This window comes from Nocardioides sp. Z40_12 (assembly GCF_058215795.1).
Map to the genome: position 1 here is coordinate 16879 of NZ_JBZAJA010000010.1, position 14643 is coordinate 31521.

The 14643-nt window shown below is 73.6% G+C and carries 14 protein-coding genes and 1 other RNA gene; 8 read left to right on the forward strand and 7 right to left on the reverse strand.

The genetic code is table 11. From position 1 onward, the window contains the following. Nucleotides 1–3: 3 nt before the first annotated feature. Nucleotides 4–735: a zinc ribbon domain-containing protein gene (locus AC4BG9_RS17015; RefSeq protein WP_490572308.1), complete on the forward strand. Its 732-nt coding sequence runs from the start codon at nucleotides 4–6 to the stop codon at nucleotides 733–735. Here the strand turns inward: AC4BG9_RS17015 and yaaA are convergent. Continuing rightward, nucleotides 732–1511: a peroxide stress protein YaaA gene (yaaA, locus tag AC4BG9_RS17020; protein ID WP_490572309.1), complete on the reverse strand. Its 780-nt coding sequence runs from the start codon at nucleotides 1509–1511 to the stop codon at nucleotides 732–734. The two genes, AC4BG9_RS17015 and yaaA, sit on opposite strands and share 4 nt — an antisense overlap. A 126-nt stretch (nucleotides 1512–1637) precedes the next feature. On the opposite strand from yaaA, the gene AC4BG9_RS17025 reads away from it, so the two are divergent. Then, the gene (locus AC4BG9_RS17025; protein WP_490572310.1) at nucleotides 1638–2315 is read left to right on the forward strand and encodes a hypothetical protein; all 678 of its coding nucleotides are present in this window, start codon (nucleotides 1638–1640) and stop codon (nucleotides 2313–2315) included. 265 nt (nucleotides 2316–2580) lie between these two features. Then, a complete protein-coding gene (locus AC4BG9_RS17030) occupies nucleotides 2581–3720 on the forward strand; it encodes a DUF4082 domain-containing protein (protein ID WP_490572311.1) in 1140 nt (379 codons plus the stop codon). On the opposite strand, the gene AC4BG9_RS17035 is transcribed toward AC4BG9_RS17030, so the two are convergent. The 3 genes from AC4BG9_RS17035 to rnpB all read right to left on the reverse strand — a co-directional run bounded on the left by AC4BG9_RS17035 (nucleotide 3635) and on the right by rnpB (nucleotide 6011). After that, entirely contained in the window at nucleotides 3635–4915 is a 1281-nt protein-coding gene (locus AC4BG9_RS17035) for an MFS transporter (protein WP_490572312.1), read from the reverse strand. The two genes, AC4BG9_RS17030 and AC4BG9_RS17035, sit on opposite strands and share 86 nt — an antisense overlap. Nucleotides 4916–5010: 95 nt before the next feature. After that, nucleotides 5011–5439 carry a PPOX class F420-dependent oxidoreductase gene (locus tag AC4BG9_RS17040; RefSeq protein ID WP_490572313.1) on the reverse strand — a complete coding sequence of 143 codons (429 nt, stop codon included), beginning with the start codon at nucleotides 5437–5439 and terminating at the stop codon, nucleotides 5011–5013. A gap of 180 nt (nucleotides 5440–5619) precedes the next feature. Then, nucleotides 5620–6011: RNase P RNA component class A (gene rnpB / locus AC4BG9_RS17045), an RNA gene on the reverse strand. Nucleotides 6012–6064: 53 nt separating this feature from the next. On the opposite strand from rnpB, the gene AC4BG9_RS17050 reads away from it, so the two are divergent. Then, a complete protein-coding gene (locus AC4BG9_RS17050) occupies nucleotides 6065–6478 on the forward strand; it encodes a tetratricopeptide repeat protein (protein WP_490572314.1) in 414 nt (137 codons plus the stop codon). Between the two features lie 24 nt (nucleotides 6479–6502). Continuing rightward, nucleotides 6503–7597 (forward strand): hypothetical protein, encoded by a 1095-nt coding sequence (locus AC4BG9_RS17055; protein ID WP_490572315.1) that lies wholly within the window; start codon nucleotides 6503–6505, stop codon nucleotides 7595–7597. Nucleotides 7598–7637: 40 nt separating this feature from the next. On the opposite strand, the gene map is transcribed toward AC4BG9_RS17055, so the two are convergent. Beyond that, nucleotides 7638–8486, reverse strand: a complete 849-nt coding sequence (gene map, locus AC4BG9_RS17060; RefSeq protein WP_490572316.1) for a type I methionyl aminopeptidase — start codon at nucleotides 8484–8486, stop codon at nucleotides 7638–7640. A gap of 115 nt (nucleotides 8487–8601) precedes the next feature. Here map and AC4BG9_RS17065 point away from each other — a divergent pair, with 115 nt between their 5' ends. After that, nucleotides 8602–8829 carry a hypothetical protein gene (locus AC4BG9_RS17065; protein WP_490572317.1) on the forward strand — a complete coding sequence of 76 codons (228 nt, stop codon included), beginning with the start codon at nucleotides 8602–8604 and terminating at the stop codon, nucleotides 8827–8829. 19 nt (nucleotides 8830–8848) lie between these two features. Here the strand turns inward: AC4BG9_RS17065 and AC4BG9_RS17070 are convergent, their stop codons facing one another. Then, nucleotides 8849–10099: a PQQ-dependent sugar dehydrogenase gene (locus tag AC4BG9_RS17070; RefSeq protein WP_490572318.1), complete on the reverse strand. Its 1251-nt coding sequence runs from the start codon at nucleotides 10097–10099 to the stop codon at nucleotides 8849–8851. A 49-nt stretch (nucleotides 10100–10148) separates the two neighbouring features. Further along, the gene (panB, locus tag AC4BG9_RS17075; protein WP_490572319.1) at nucleotides 10149–11018 is read right to left on the reverse strand and encodes a 3-methyl-2-oxobutanoate hydroxymethyltransferase; all 870 of its coding nucleotides are present in this window, start codon (nucleotides 11016–11018) and stop codon (nucleotides 10149–10151) included. 131 nt (nucleotides 11019–11149) lie between these two features. Here panB and AC4BG9_RS17080 point away from each other — a divergent pair, with 131 nt between their 5' ends. Together AC4BG9_RS17080 and glnA are read left to right on the forward strand one after the other, a co-directional pair. Then, a complete protein-coding gene (locus tag AC4BG9_RS17080; protein WP_490572320.1) occupies nucleotides 11150–13189 on the forward strand; it encodes an NAD(+) synthase in 2040 nt (679 codons plus the stop codon). A 60-nt stretch (nucleotides 13190–13249) separates the two neighbouring features. Beyond that, nucleotides 13250–14587, forward strand: a complete 1338-nt coding sequence (gene glnA / locus AC4BG9_RS17085) for a type I glutamate--ammonia ligase (RefSeq protein ID WP_490572321.1) — start codon at nucleotides 13250–13252, stop codon at nucleotides 14585–14587. Nucleotides 14588–14643: the final 56 nt, after the last annotated feature.

The window sequence follows — 14643 nt, forward strand, 5'->3', positions numbered from 1 at the left end:
AGGTTGCTCGACGTCCAGGAGCTCGACTCCGCCGTCGACCAGCTGCGCCACCGCCGCGCCCACCTGCCGGAGGCGGCCGAGATCGAGAAGCTGGAGGCCAGCCGGGCCGAGGTGGCCGACCGCGCCCGCGATGCCCGCATCGTGGTCGACGACCTGACCGTCGAGCTGCGGAAGGCGGAGGCCGACGTGGAGCAGGTGCGCACGCGCCGGACGCGCGACCGCGACCGCATGGACCAGGGGCTCGTCAGCAACCCCAAGGACCTGCAGCGGATGACTCACGAGCTGGAGTCGCTCGAGCGCCGCGTCAGCACCCTCGAGGACGCCGAGCTGGAGATCATGGAGCGCCTCGAGGAAGCGCAGGCGACGTTGTCGCGCCACGAGGAGGAGCTGGCCGCCAGCGACGCCAGGCTTGCCGACCTCGCCGCCGCGCGGGCCGAGAAGGAGGCGGAGATCGACGCCGAGCTCCAGTCGCTGGTGGCCCGCCGCGGTCCGGCCGTCACCGACCTGCCCGCAGACCTGCTCGCTCTCTACGACCGGCTCCGGCAGGCCAAGGACGGCATCGGGGCGGCGCTGCTGCGGGCGCGGCAGTGCAGCGGGTGCCGCCTCGGAGTCGACGCCCAGGAGCTCGCCCGGATCAAGGCCGCTCCCGCCGACGACGTGATCCGCTGCGAGGAGTGCCAGCGGATCCTGGTCCGCACGGCCGACTCCGGGCTGGGCGGCCAGGCCCCGGCCTAGACGTCCGCGACCACCACGTCGAGGCGGGTGCCGTGGGCACCCGGGTGCCCCTGCTCGACCTGCCAGCCCAGGTCCCGCAGGGCCCCGGCGAGGCCGCCCGCGCTGCGGGCCGTCACGCCCTCCTCCAGGAGGGCGCGGACGAGGCGCCCCTTGGTGGCCTTGTTGAAGTGGCTGACGACCTTGCGGACGCCCCGGTGCTCGTGCAGCACCCGGATCCCGACCGTGCGCCCGGCCAGGTCGGGGCCCGGGCGCCAGAAGGCGGCGTAGGTGCCCGAGCGCAGGTCCACCAGGAGCCCACGGCCCACGCGGTCGGTGACCGCGGGCCCGAGGCGCTCGCGCCAGTGGGCGGCGACCGGGCCCAGGTCCGGGAGCGCGGCGTCGCCGGAGAGGCGGTAGGCGGGAATGCGGTCGGCGGGGGAGACGAGCCCGAAGAGGGCCGAGGCGACGGCCAGCTGGCGGGTCGCGCGCCGCTTGGCCGCCGGCGAGAGCGTGGCCGGGGAGAGGGCGTCGTACAGGACGCCGGTGTAGACCGCGTCGGCCCGTGCGGTGGGGGCGGTGGTCAGCTCGGCGTTGCGGGCCACCAGCGCGGCCTGGGTGGGGCCGAGCCCCAGCACCCGCGCGGCGTCGGCCGGGTCGTCGGCGCAGAGCCGGACGAGCGCGTCCAGCAGCAGCGACCTGGTCGGGGTGAGCGAGGGGAAGGACAGGGTCGTCAGGTCGAGGGGCTTGCCGCGGCGCGGGGCGGTCTTCCCCTCACTGGGAGGCAGCAGGATGAGCACCGGGCAACCCTAGGACGCGCCTGCCGGCGGCCGGACAGCCGCCTTGCCGACGGTCCGGGCGCGGGTGCAACCTGGGCTGGCCCCTGGTGCGTCATGAGGGGGACACGCACCCTCCGGGAGGACACCATGACCGCCGGCCACCTGTCTCGAGACCGGTTCCGCAGGCCCGCACGCGCCCGGTGGCTGACCGGCGCCCTGCTCGCCGCGGTCACCGCGAGCGCGCTCGTCCTGCCCGGGGCCGGCCACGCCTTCGCCGGGTCCGGGAGCCGCACCGGGGCGAGCGCGGCGGCCGAGCTCGCCTCGGCGCCGGCCCGGACCCGGCTGGCCTTCACCGTGGAGGACTGCGAGGGCTGCCTGGTCAGGCTGCACCAGGCTCGTCGCACCCGCGACGCTCGGGTGGTGCGCGAGTGGTCGTCGCGGGAGCGCACGGTGCAGGACGGCCGGGTGGTCTTCTACGTGGCGAGCCGCCGGACCCGCGGCATGGCGGCGACCGTCCACGCCCCGTGGGAGGGCCAGACCGGCTACGCCACGACCGTCGCGTGGCGCTACGGCGGCAAGTCGGTCGGCGACCCGATCTCGCTCAAGGAGGCGGTGGGGAAGCGACGCGCCTCCGCGTGCTGGGAGGGCACCCGGCAACGTCACCTCACCCTGCCGCTGGTGGTCGAGCGGATGGAGGTGGACGGCGTGCGCGGGCGGGTGCCGGGCAGCATCGCGTTCGTGCCGACCACCCAGTCGTGGCTGCCGCCCATGCGGGAGGTCTGGGACGGCGTCCTGGGCTCCCAGGACGTCAACATCTGCCGGTGAGCCGCGACGCGGGGCTCACGCCCGGGAGAGGAAGAGCTTCTCCATCTTCTTGACGTCCACGCTGTCGACACCGCCGCCGTCGACGAGGCACTGCTGGAGACCGGTGGCCACGATCGCGAAGCCGGCCCGGTCGAGCGCCTTGGAGACCGCCGCGCCGAGCAGGGTGTGACGCAGATCTCATTCGGGTCTACGGTGAGGAAAGTCGCGCGCGAGCGCGCGATCCCAGGAGCTCCACGACGTGGCTCCGAGGACGAGGGAGCCCGACATGACGGTCCGACCCGCACGCACCCTGACCGCCGTGCTGAGCACGCTGCTGACGGCGGCGGCGCTCGTCGTCCCACTCGCGCTGCTGGCCGGCGGTTGGTCCTCGCCCGCGGGAGTGAGCGCGGCCGCCCAGCAGCAGGACGCGGGGGCCTGGTGGCCCGCGGACCGGCCGGGTCGCCAGCGCTCGGCCGACTGCGGTCGGTGGGTGGTGGACGCCCGCGGCTACTGCGTGGCCGACGACCGACGCAACGGGCTGGAGCTGGGCGTGCGGTTCCGGACCTCGAGCCCGGTGCTGGTCACCGGGCTCCGTGTCTACCGGGTCGACCCGTCGCGGCTGCGGATCTCCTTGTGGGACGAGCAGGGCAACCGGATCGCCGCGGGCGAGGTGGCCGCCGGGACGGCGGACGGCTGGACCGACCTCGCCTTCGACACCCCGGTCGAGGTCGGCCCCGACGTCACCTACACCGCGTCCTACTTCACTCCTCGCACCATGTACGCGTTCGAGTACGGGTTCTTCGCCGGACGCTCGCTGACCGAGGGGCCGGTCACTGCGCTGGCCGACACCGAGAGCAGCCCGAACGGTGCGCACTGCTACGACGAGGCCCCCTGCGGCTCCTACCCGTCGCGCGGCCACCGGCAGTCCAACTACTGGATCTCTCCGTTGTGGCAGCCCGCCGGAGGGCCTGGCCCGTCGGCGTCCCCGACGCGCACCCCGGGACAGGACCCCACGAAGTCACCGGCCCCGACGCGGCCCCCGGGCGGGCCGAACGGTCCGGGGCAGGAGCCCACCCAGGGGCCAGGGGCGAAGAAGGCGGCCCCCCGGGTGGTCGGGTGGCGGGCCAAGCCCCGCTCCGGGCGGGTCGGGGTGCGCATCCGCTTCTCCGAGCCGCTCCGGCGGAACAGCGTCACCAAGGCCGCCGTACGCCTGTCCCGGCCCGGCGGCAGGAGCGTGCCCGTGCGGCTCAGGCTCTCGGAGGACGCCACCCGGCTGGTGGTGACCGCGAGGTCCGCGCTGAAGCGCCGGACGAGCTACCGGGTCTCCGTCGCCCCGGCGATCAAGGACGTGGGCGGTGCCCGGCTCGACCAGCAGCCGCGGAAGGCGGGGCCCCAGGAGGCTGTGTGGTCCTTCCGGACGCGGTGAGCCGGCGTACCGAGGGCAGGGCGGCTGCGGCCAGGGAGCCCGCGGCCATCACGGCGGCGCAGACCCAGAGCCAGGCTGTCACCCCGGTGGCCGCGCTGACGGGTCCGACCAGGGCCAGGCCCAGCGGGCGGGCCAGGTAGGACCCCACCAGGTCGAAGGAGTAGACCCGCGCGAGCTTGTCCGGGGCGATGTTCTGCTGGATGGCGAGGTCCCAGTTGACCGAGAAGATCTCCAGCCCGAGACCGTGCAGGAACGCGCCGACCAGCAGGACGGTGAGGCTGTCGCCCAGCGCGATCGCGGCGGGGAAGCACGCGGTGAGCGACAGCAGCAGGGTGCCGACGAGGAGCCCCCGCCGAGGACGGATCAGCAGCGAGATGGCGCCACCCGCCATGAAGCCGGTCATCAGCGCCGCCAGGGCCCAGCCCCAGGCCGCGACGTCCCACGCGTCGCGGACGGCGATGGGCCCGAGCACGCCCTGCACGCCGCCGTAGAAGAGGTGGTAGAGCGTGGCCTGGAGGATGAGCATCCACAGCCAGGTGTGGCTCAGCACCTCGCGCGCGCCCTCGCCGAGGTCGCCGACCAGCGAGCGCACCTGCCCGTGGGCGGAGGTGGCCGGCAGAGGAGCCACGTCCAGCTGGTGGAAGCAGTACGCCGCCGCGGCGAAGGACACCGCGTCCAGCGTGATGGCCCACCCCGATCCCGCGGCGGCGACGACGATTCCGGCTCCCGCGAAGCCGACGACCATGGCGGTGTTCTGCAGGAGGCGCCGCAGCGCCACCGCGGCGGGCAGGACCTCCTCCGGCACCGTCTGGCGTGTCAGCGCCGCGGACGACGGGCCGCTGAGTGCGGAGAGCGAGCCGTTGGCCATCCCGACCAGGCCGAGCATCAGGATGCTGGACCAGCCGCCGATCAGGCTGGCCCCGATCAGGGCCTGGGTGGCCGAGGCGCCCAGGGCGGACCCCTGCAGCAGCAGGGCGCGGGGCACGCGGTCGCCGATCACGCCTCCGAAGAGCGTGGTCAGCACGTGGGTCAGGGCGTACGCCGCCTCGACCAGCCCGAGCTGGGTCGCCGAGCCGCCGAGGTCGAGGACGGCGAAGGCGAGCGCCACCGGCGTGATCGCGTTGCCGAGCGCGCTCGTCGTGGTCCCGGCGACCAGCCACCGGAAGTTCCGGTGGGCGAGGGCGGGCGGCGGCACGCGAGGCACCGTACTGGGCGGGCGCGCCCCCGTCGATGCCTATCGGACGGTTCGCCGCCGACCCGCTGCGCGGTCAGAGCAGGCGGGGCGCGCCGTCACTCGCTGCCGTCCGGCTGGTCGTTGTTCTTCTGAGCGCCCCAGCCGTGCACGCGCTCGATCTCGATCAGCGCGCTCACGCGGGCGCGGTCACGCTGGGGGTAGGGCTTGCCCGAGTAGTGGGTGGACAAGGCGTCGATGTCCGCGAGCCCCTCGTCGTCGTAGATCTCCACGACGCGACCGATGAGCGTGACGTGGGTGTACCACGACGCCTCGTCGAGCACGGTGAGGGAGACACGCGGGTCCCTCCTGAGATGGGCGAGCCGCTTGCGGCCCTCGTCCATGTTGACCAGGACGCGGTCCCCGCGAAGCAGGTACCAGGTGGCGGCCGAGACGGGCTGGCCGTCGGAGCGGGTGGTCGCGATCACCGCCGGGTTCGGCTTCTCGAGCATCGCTCGAGCGGATTCGTTGAGGGACGTGGGAGGCATGAGGGATTCCGTTCGTCGGGGGGTGGTGAGTCGGCCCGAAGGGGCCTTCGTGGTGTACCCGTGAGTCGGTGAACTCATCGCCCCGCAGCTGCGGCGGTCCCGACCACGCCCGCCGCGGTGAAGATGGTGGGTACAGCAGACCCCTCTGAAGCGCGTCCTCGCAGCTCAGAGGGGGTGAAGCGAATGGGCCAGCCTGTAAGCCGGGTTCTGTCCCGCCTCGCGGCGGGGGCGATCATCCATCTACGACGACCGTTGCCGATCGCCTCCTGCGGTCTACCCGTGCACTCGGGCGGGCCGCCCTCGAACGTGCACGCACCGGCCGCTCTCACGTCCGGCTTCTTGACCTTGCTCCCGGTGGGGTTTGCCTAGCCGCCCCGGTCGCCCGGGGCGCTGGTGGTCTCTTGCACCGCCGTTTCACCCTTGCCGCTCCCGGAGGAGAGGCGGTCTGTTCTCTGTGGCACTGATCCCGCGGGTCACCCCGGGTGGGTGTTACCCACCACCGCGCCCTGTGGAGCCCGGACTTTCCTCGGCGAGGCGGTCTCCCGCCCCGACGCGATCGCCCGGCTGGCCCATTCGCGAGGACGAGTCTAGGGAATCGCGCGACCCGGCGCAGCGTTGGGGAGGCATGGAGCAGGAGTACCAGGTCCCGCCGATCACCCCGTCGGGGATGTGGCGCCACGAGCAGGCGTACGCCGCGGCGTACGACCTGCTGGCCCGGCGCCTCCCGGAGGAGGCGCTCGGGCTGCTCCAGCCCGCGCTGGCCGAGGAGCCCGGCAACACCGGGCTGCGGACGCTGCGCGCCTGGGCGCTGATGATCCGCGCCCAGCTCGGCCCCGCCGAGCAGGAGCTGCGTGCCCTGGTCGAGGACAACCCGAGCGACGACTGGTCCCGCCACGCGCTGGGCCGCGTGCTGGAGCGGCAGAACCGGCTGGAGGAGGCGCTGCCCCACCTGCGGCTTGCCGCGGTGATGTCGATGGAGTACGACCACGAGGCCGCGGTCTTCCGGGTCGAGCAGGCGCTCGCCCGGCGCCAACCCTGACGCTCCTGGGGCAGACTGTCGCGCGTGAAGCCGACGATCGCACACGCCCGCACCCGCCCCCGGATCACGAGCGCCCTGACGGGGGCGGTGGTGAGCGCGGTGACCGTGACCCTGCTGGGGGCGGTCCCGACGTCGTACCCCGCCGGCTCGGCGTCGGCTGCCGAGCCCGCCGCCGACGTGCATGCCCGCAAGGCCGCCGTCCGGGCTCCCCGGGTGCGGATCGGCGAGGAGCTCGCGCCGTCCGCGACGAACCGCTACCGGTTCAAGGGCCGGCAGGGGCAGCGGGTCATCCTCATGCCCGACGGCTGGCCGAACGAGTACCACGGTTGCTACGCCAACGCGTCGCTGCGCATCGGCGGTGCCACCCTGGAGAAGGGCGCGATCGGGGACTGGCGCCTGCCGCGGACCGGGACCTACCGGCTGCGCCTCGGTGACTTCTGCGTCGACCGGCTGCAGCTGCGGATGCGGCGCTACCAGCGGCCGACGCGGGAGGTGGGGGACGACCTGCCGACCCGCTTCACGCGGACCCTCATGCGGTCCGCCGTCGTCCGGCTGCCGGCGGGGCGCCCGGTCATCCTCGAGCAGGTGGGCAGCGCCGCCGGGGTCTACGCCACCGGCCTCGTCCCGGACGGGTCTCCCTTCATCGGTTGCCATGTGCACGTCCTGACCGCCGGCACGGGGCTCAGCTGCGGACCCGGCAGGGTCTCCCGCCTGGCCCTCGTCTCCGCCCCGACGCGCAGTTCCGTGCGGCTCGCGCGGGTCGTCCCGGCGCGGGTCGACGGTTCGCCGGTCGAGGTCGCCGACCCGGGGACCACGCTGGTCCGCGTGGACGTGCCTGGCCCGACCGCGGTGCGGGTCGAGGGTGCGGCCGTGCCCCACGCCGTCCTGGGTGCCCGCCCCTGGGTCTCGTTGTACTCCGCCACCGGCGCCGGGGACGGGTGGGACCTGATCGCCTTCGAGGTCGAGAACCCAGACGGCACCCGACTCCCGTCGGGCTGGACGATCGAGAAGGCCGGCAGCTACCTGTTCCAGCTCAACCGGCACCTCGTGGGTGACGGGCCGCAGGCACTCGCCGTCCGCACGAGCCCGAACCCGCCGCCGGGGGAGAGCCGCTGGTAGGGCCGGGCCGGCCCAGCGGGGCTGCCCGGCGGTACGGGCCTCACGGGTTGGTCAGCACCTCGGCGCCGTCGGCGGTGACCAGCAGGGTGTGCTCGAACTGGGCGCTGGCCCGCCGGTCCTTGGTGACGACCGTCCAGCCGTCGTCCCACATCTCCCACTCGTGGGTGCCGAGGTTGAGCATCGGCTCGATGGTGAAGGTCATCCCGACCTCGATCAGGTCGTCGTAGGCGTCGGTGTCGTAGTGGGGCACGACCAGCCCGGAGTGGAAGGCGGTGCCGATGCCGTGCCCGGTGAACTCGCGGACCACGCCGTAGCCGTACCTCTTCGCGTAGGCCTCGATCACCCGGCCGATCACGTTGATCCGGCGGCCGGGGCGCACCGCGCGGATGCCGCGCTCCAGTGCCTCCCGGGTGCGCTCCACCAGCAGCCGCGTCTCCTCGTCGACCTCGCCGGCCAGGAAGGTGGCGTTGGTGTCGCCGTGGACGCCGTCGAGGTAGGCGGTGATGTCGATGTTGACGATGTCGCCGTCCTCCACCACCCGGCTGTCGGGGATGCCGTGGCAGATCACCTCGTTGACGCTGGAGCACAGCGACTTCGGGAAGCCGCGGTAGCCCAGGGTGGACGGGTAGGCGCCGTGGTCGCAGAGGAACTCGTGGCCGATCCGGTCCAGCTCGTCGGTGGTGACGCCGGGCGCCACGTGGGATCCGACGAGCTCGCGGGCCTGCGCGGCCAGCCGTCCGGCGACCCGCATCCGCTCGATGGTCTCGGCGTCCTTGACCTCCGATCCCTCGAAGCGGGCCGGGGCGGGCCGGTCGACGTACTCCGGCCGCTGGATCGCCGCGGGGACCTGTCGGCGGGGTGAGATGCGGGCGGCCACGACGGAAGTCACGGCCCCGAGTGTAGTTTCCCGCTCCGCGGTCCTGGGCCGGGCGGGTGCATGGGCGGGCGCGTGGGACGCCACGTGTCGGTGGTGCTGCGCCCCGGCGCGTGTACGTTCTCCGACTATGAGCGACACGCCGGAGTACTGGTTCTGCCTCAAGCACCACGCGGTGGAGGGACGGGACGGCTGCAAGAACGCCGACCGCCTCGGCCCCTACGGCTCGCAGGGGGAGGCCGAGCGCGCGCTGGAGCGGGTCGAGGAGCGCAACGAGAGCTGGGACAACGACCCGGCCTGGAACGACGACGACGAGGACGACGAGGACGGCGACGGCGCGGAGCCGACCCGGCCCTGACGCGCGTCGGCCCCGGGCCTCAGCGCGGGGAGACCCGCAGCACGCGGTCGCGCCCGTCGCCGTTGGAGGTGGTGATCAGCAGGCTGCCCCCGGGCGTGGTGGTCACGCTGCGCAGCCGGCCGAACCGGCGCAGCGAGCGCGGCGCGCGCTCCCACCTCGACGCGCCGTCGGCGTCGAAGCGCAGGAAGACCAGCCGGCTGCCCTTGAGGGCGGCGACCGCCAGGGTTCCGTCCAGGCGCCCCCAGCCGGCGCCGCGCACCCAGTCGGCCCCCGAGGTGGCAAGGGTGGGCCGGCCGGAGCTCCAGCGGGCGTCGATCTGCTCCCCGGGCAGCGAGTGGTCGGTCATCGGGACCGACTCGTCGTAGCCGGGACCGGGGTTCCACCCGTAGTCGCCGCCGGGGACGAGCAGGTTGACCTCGTCGTCGCGGTCGCTGCCGTGCTCGACCGACCAGAGGCTGCCGTCGGCGCGCTGGGCCAGGCCCTGCACGTTGCGGTGCCCGTAGGTCAGCACGAAGCGGCGCGGCGTGCTCGCCTGCGCCCAGGGGTTGTCGGGCAGGGCCCGGCCGGTGCGCGCGTCGAGGCGCAGCACCTTGCCGGCCAACGAGTCCAGGTCGCGCGGGTGGCTGCTCACCCCCGAGTCGCCGGTGCCGACCAGGAGGGCGCCGTCGCGGCGGTCCAGGAGCAGTCGGCAGCCGCCGTGCTTGCCGCTGCTCAGCGGGACCCCACCGATCACCGTCCGCCGGTCCTTGAGGGCGGTCCAGGCTCGGTTCACGCGCCAGCGGGTGACCCGCACCTCGGTCCCGGAACGGCCGCGGGCGCCGTGACAGGCCCACAGGGTCCGCGACGGCGCGTCGAGGGCGATCGACATCAGCCCGATCTCGCCGCTGACGTGCACCAGCCCCCGCAGCGAGGCCAGGGTGCGGCGCTCGCCCTTGCGCACCACGCTGATCCGGGCCCGCTCGCGCTCGGTCACCAGCACCCGGCCGCCGGGGGCCGGTTGGGCGTCCCAGGGGAGGTCGAGGCCGCGGGCGAGCGTGCGCACCTTGAACGAGGGCATCCGCGCCCCGGCGGCGGTGGTCTCCCCGGTGGCCTGCGCGGCGGCCGCCGGGCTGGTCGTCGCGGCCGTGGGTCCGGCTGCGGCGACAGTCCGGGCCGACGGGGCCGACGGGGCCGGCGCGGGCGCCGCGAGCGAGGAGGCGCCCAGCGCCAGCACCAGGCCGGAGGCGGCGAAGGCCGAGAGGGACAGGGTCGTGGTGCGCCGGGTCCGCATGGCAGCGCACGGTACGCGGACCACGGGCCGGCCCGGAAGGGGTCCCCGGCTAGAAGGTGTGCTCAGGACCGGGGAACGTCCCGCCGCGCACGTCGTCGGCGTAGGCCCTGGCCGCCTCCAGCAGCACGGTGTGCACGTCGGCGTACTGCTTGACGAACCTGGCCATCCTCCCGGTCCGCAGGCCGAAGGCGTCCTGCCAGACCAGCACCTGCCCGTCGCAGCCCGGCCCGGCGCCGATGCCGATGGTGGGGATGCGCAGCTCCCGGGTCACCTCGGCGGCGACGTCGCCCGGGACCATCTCCATCACCACGGCGAACGCCCCGGCGTCCTGGACCGCGCGGGCGTCGGCGAGCACCCGGTCGGCGGTCTCGCCGCGGCCCTGCACGCGGTAGCCGCCGAGGGTGTGCTCGCTCTGCGGGGTGAAGCCGATGTGCGCCATCACCGGGATGCCGCCGCGGGTGCACCGCTCGATCACCGGCACCATCTCGGCACCGCCCTCGAGCTTGACCGCGTGGGCGCCCCCCTCCTTCATGAACCGCGCCGCGGTCAGGTAGCCCTGCTCCGGCGAGGCCTGGTAGGAGCCGAACGGCAGGTCGCCCACCACGAGCGCCCGTCGCGCCGAGCGGGCGACCGCGCGGGTCAGCGGGAGCAGCTCGTCGACCGTGATCGGCAGCGAGGTCTCGTTGCCCAGGACGTTGTTGGAGGCCGAGTCGCCCACCAGCAGCAGCTCGATGCCCGCCTCGTCGAAGGTCGCGGCGGTGTACATGTCGTAGGCGGTGAGCATCGTGAAGCGCTCCCCGCGCTCCTTCATCTCCCGCAGGTGGTGGGTGCGCACGCGCTTGACGGGGGCGGCGGGGCCGGGGGACGCGGCCCCGGATCCGTAGGGCGCGCCGACGTCGCCGTGCTGCTGCTCGCTCATGGGATTGCTCTCCTCTGGCTCGTCTCGCGGCTCCCCGCTGGAGTCCACGGACTCCGCACAGGCTATTCCTGCCGGACAGGTTGGCGATGTGGTGGGCACCACGTCGCCCCGGCCCGACCTAGACTCCGGGCGTGGACTTCTACTCCGCCTACGCGCACGGGTTCGCGCGCGTGGCCGCCTGCACCCTGCCGGTCGCCCTCGCCGACCCGGCGACCAACGCGCGCCGCGTGGTCGAGCAGGCGCGGGCGTGCCACGACGACGCGGTCGCGGTCGCGGTCTTCCCCGAGCTGTGCCTGAGCGGCTACTCGGTCGACGACCTCTTCCTCCAGGACACCCTGCTCCAGGCCGTGGACGAGGCCCTGGCCTCGGTCGTGGACGCGAGCCGGGAGCTGCGGCCGCTGCTGGTCGTCGGCGCCCCGGTCGTGCACGGGTCGCGGGTGCTCAACTGCGCGGTGGTGATCCACCGTGGGCGGGTCCTCGGGGTGGCGCCGAAGTCGCACCTGCCGACCTACCGCGAGTTCTACGAGCGGCGCTGGTTCGCCCCGGGCGACGACCTGGCCGGGCACGAGGTCATGGTCGCCGGCCAGCGTGCCCCGCTGGGCCCCGACCTGATCTTCCGGGCGGTCGACGTCCCGGGCCTGGCCGTCCACGTCGAGGTCTGCGAGGACCTGTGGGTGCCGGTGCCGCCCAGCGCCCGGGCCGCGCTGGCCGGCGCCACGGTGCTGCTCAACCTCTCCGGCAGCCCGATCACCGTCGGGCGCGCCGAGGAGCGGCGCCTGCTGGTGCGCAGCGCCAGCGCCCGCTGCCTGGCGGCCTACGTGTACGCCGCGGCGGGGCAGGGCGAGTCGACCACCGACCTGAGCTGGGACGGCCAGACGATGGTCTACGAGGTGGGCGACCTGCTGGGGGAGGGGCAGCGGTTCCCCGAGGGCCCGCAGCGCACGGTCGTCGACGTGGACCTGGCCAGGCTGCGCAGCGAGCGGCTGCGGCAGGGCACCTTCGACGACAACCGCCGCAGCCTCGGCACTGCCCAGACGTCGTTCCGGACCGTGGACCTCACCCTCGAGCCCCCGGCCGGGGACGTGGGGCTGCACCGCAAGGTCGACCGCTTCCCGTTCGTCCCCGACGACCCCGAGCGGCTCGCCCAGGACTGCTACGAGGCCTACAACATCCAGGTCTCGGGCTTGGAGCACCGCCTGGTCTCGATCGGCAGCCCCAAGCCGGTGATCGGGGTCAGCGGCGGGCTGGACTCCACGCACGCGCTCATCGTCGCCGCGAAGGCGATGGATCGCCTCGGGCGCCCGCGCAGCGACATCCTGGCCTTCACGATGCCCGGCTTCGCCACCGGCGAGGCCAGCAAGTCGTACGCCACCCGGCTCGCGACCGCCCTGGGGGTGACCTTCGAGGAGATCGACATCCGGCCCGCTGCCGAGCAGATGCTGGCCGACCTGGACCACCCCTACTCCCGCGGCGAGAAGGTCTACGACGTCACCTTCGAGAACATCCAGGCGGGTCTGCGCTACGACTACCTGTTCCGGCTGGCCAACCAGCGTGGCGGGATCGTGGTCGGCACCGGGGACCTGTCCGAGCTGGCCCTGGGCTGGTGCACCTACGGGGTGGGCGACCAGATGTCGCACTACAACGTCAACGCCGGGGTGCCCAAGACCCTGGTGCAGCACCTGATCCGCTGGGTGATCAGCCACGACGAGCTCGACCCCGGGGCGGACGAGGTGCTGGCCGAGATCCTCCGGCAGGAGATCACCCCCGAGCTCATCCCCACGACGGAGGGGGAGAAGCCGCAGGCGACCGAGGACTCGGTCGGCCCCTACGCGCTCCAGGACTTCACCCTGTTCCACCTGGTGCGCTTGGGCCACTCGCCGGCCCGGATCGCCTTCCTGGCGATGCACGCCTGGGCGGACGCCGGGACGGGGGAGTGGCCGCCCGGCTACCCCGAGCAGGACCGGCCGTCGTACGACCTGGCGGCGATCCGCCGGTGGCTCGAGGTCTTCCTCCGGAGGTTCTTCGCCTCCCAGTTCAAGCGCAGCGCCCTGCCCAACGGACCCAAGGTGAGCGCCGGTGGGACGATGTCGCCGCGAGGGGACTGGCGGATGCCCTCGGACGCCCGCGTGGCCGTCTGGTTGGCCGACCTGGACAGGGTGCCGCGAGGCTGAGCGTGTCCGTTTGGGTGATCCGCGCGTGGACGGCACACCGGTAGGACATAGTTTGGTGCCATGGGCAAGCAGGAAGACTTCGTTCTCCGGGCGCTCGAGGAACGGGATGTGCGGTTCGTCCGCCTCTGGTTCACCGACGTGCTGGGCTACCTCAAGTCAGTGGCAGTGGCGCCGGCCGAGCTGGAGAGCGCCTTCGGTGAGGGCATCGGCTTCGACGGGTCCGCGATCGAGGGCTTCGCGCGGGTGCAGGAGAGCGACATGCTCGCCAAGCCCGATCCCTCGACCTTCCAGATCCTCCCCTGGCGGGGCGAGGGCCCGGCCACGGCGCGGATGTTCTGCGACATCCTGATGCCGGACGGCAGCCCCTCCTACGCCGACCCGAGGCACGTGCTGAAGCGCACCCTGGGGCAGGCCGCCGACAAGGGGTTCACCTTCTACACCCACCCCGAGATCGAGTTCTACCTCTTCAAGGACGTCCCGCAGCCCGGTGTGGAGCCGGTGCCGGTGGACCGCAGCGGCTACTTCGACCACACGGCGCAGTCGATGGGCGCCGACTTCCGCCGCGAGGCCATCACGATGCTGGAGTCGATGGGCATCTCCGTCGAGTACAGCCACCACGAGGGCGGCCCCGGCCAGCAGGAGATCGACCTGCGCTACGCCGACGCGCTCTCGACCGCCGACAACGTGATGACCTTCCGGACGGTGATCCGCGAGGTGGCGCTGACCCAGGGCATCTGGGCCACCTTCATGCCCAAGCCGTACACCGAGCACCCCGGCTCCGGGATGCACACCCACGTGTCGCTCTTCGAGGGCGACCGCAACGCCTTCTTCGAGGCGGGCGCCCAGTACCAGCTCTCCAAGACCGGCAAGCAGTTCATCGCCGGTCTCATGCGCCACGCCGCCGAGATCACCGCGGTCACCAACCAGTGGGTCAACAGCTACAAGCGGCTGATCGGCGGCGGCGAGGCGCCGTCCTACATCTCCTGGGGGCACAACAACCGGTCCGCGATGGTCCGGGTCCCGATGTACAAGCCCAGCAAGGGACAGTCCACCCGGATCGAGCTGCGCTCGCTGGACGCCGCCTGCAACCCCTACCTCGCCTTCGCGGTGGTCCTCGCGGCCGGCATGAAGGGCATCGAGGAGGAGTACGAGCTGCCCCGGGAGGCGGAGGACGACGTGTGGTCGCTCAGCGAGCGCGAGCGACGCAGCCTCGGGATGACCGCGCTGCCGCGGACCCTCTACGAGGCCATCAACATCGCGGAGAGCAGCGAGCTGCTCGCCGAGACGCTCGGGGAGCACGTCTTCGACTTCTTCCTGCGCAACAAGCGCGCCGAGTGGGAGCAGTACCGCGGTCAGGTGTCGGCCTTCGAGCGTGACCAGATGCTGCCGGTGATCTGACGTGCCGGGTCACCGCGGCGAGGGGGAGGAGCGCCGGGCCGGCGCTCGGAAGGCGG

Excerpts from the sequence above, each read along its gene's own strand:
- AC4BG9_RS17025 (WP_490572310.1), top strand. The coding sequence starts at position 1,638 with ATGACCGCCGGCCACCTGTCTCGAGACCGGTTCCGCAGGCCCGCACGC.
- AC4BG9_RS17040 (WP_490572313.1), bottom strand. The coding sequence starts at position 5,439 with ATGCCTCCCACGTCCCTCAACGAATCCGCTCGAGCGATGCTCGAGAAG.
- AC4BG9_RS17070 (WP_490572318.1), bottom strand. The coding sequence starts at position 10,099 with ATGCGGACCCGGCGCACCACGACCCTGTCCCTCTCGGCCTTCGCCGCC.
- AC4BG9_RS17065 (WP_490572317.1), top strand. The coding sequence starts at position 8,602 with ATGAGCGACACGCCGGAGTACTGGTTCTGCCTCAAGCACCACGCGGTG.
- AC4BG9_RS17050 (WP_490572314.1), top strand. The coding sequence starts at position 6,065 with ATGGAGCAGGAGTACCAGGTCCCGCCGATCACCCCGTCGGGGATGTGG.
- glnA (WP_490572321.1), top strand. The coding sequence starts at position 13,250 with ATGGGCAAGCAGGAAGACTTCGTTCTCCGGGCGCTCGAGGAACGGGAT.
- panB (WP_490572319.1), bottom strand. The coding sequence starts at position 11,018 with ATGAGCGAGCAGCAGCACGGCGACGTCGGCGCGCCCTACGGATCCGGG.
- AC4BG9_RS17030 (WP_490572311.1), top strand. The coding sequence starts at position 2,581 with ATGACGGTCCGACCCGCACGCACCCTGACCGCCGTGCTGAGCACGCTG.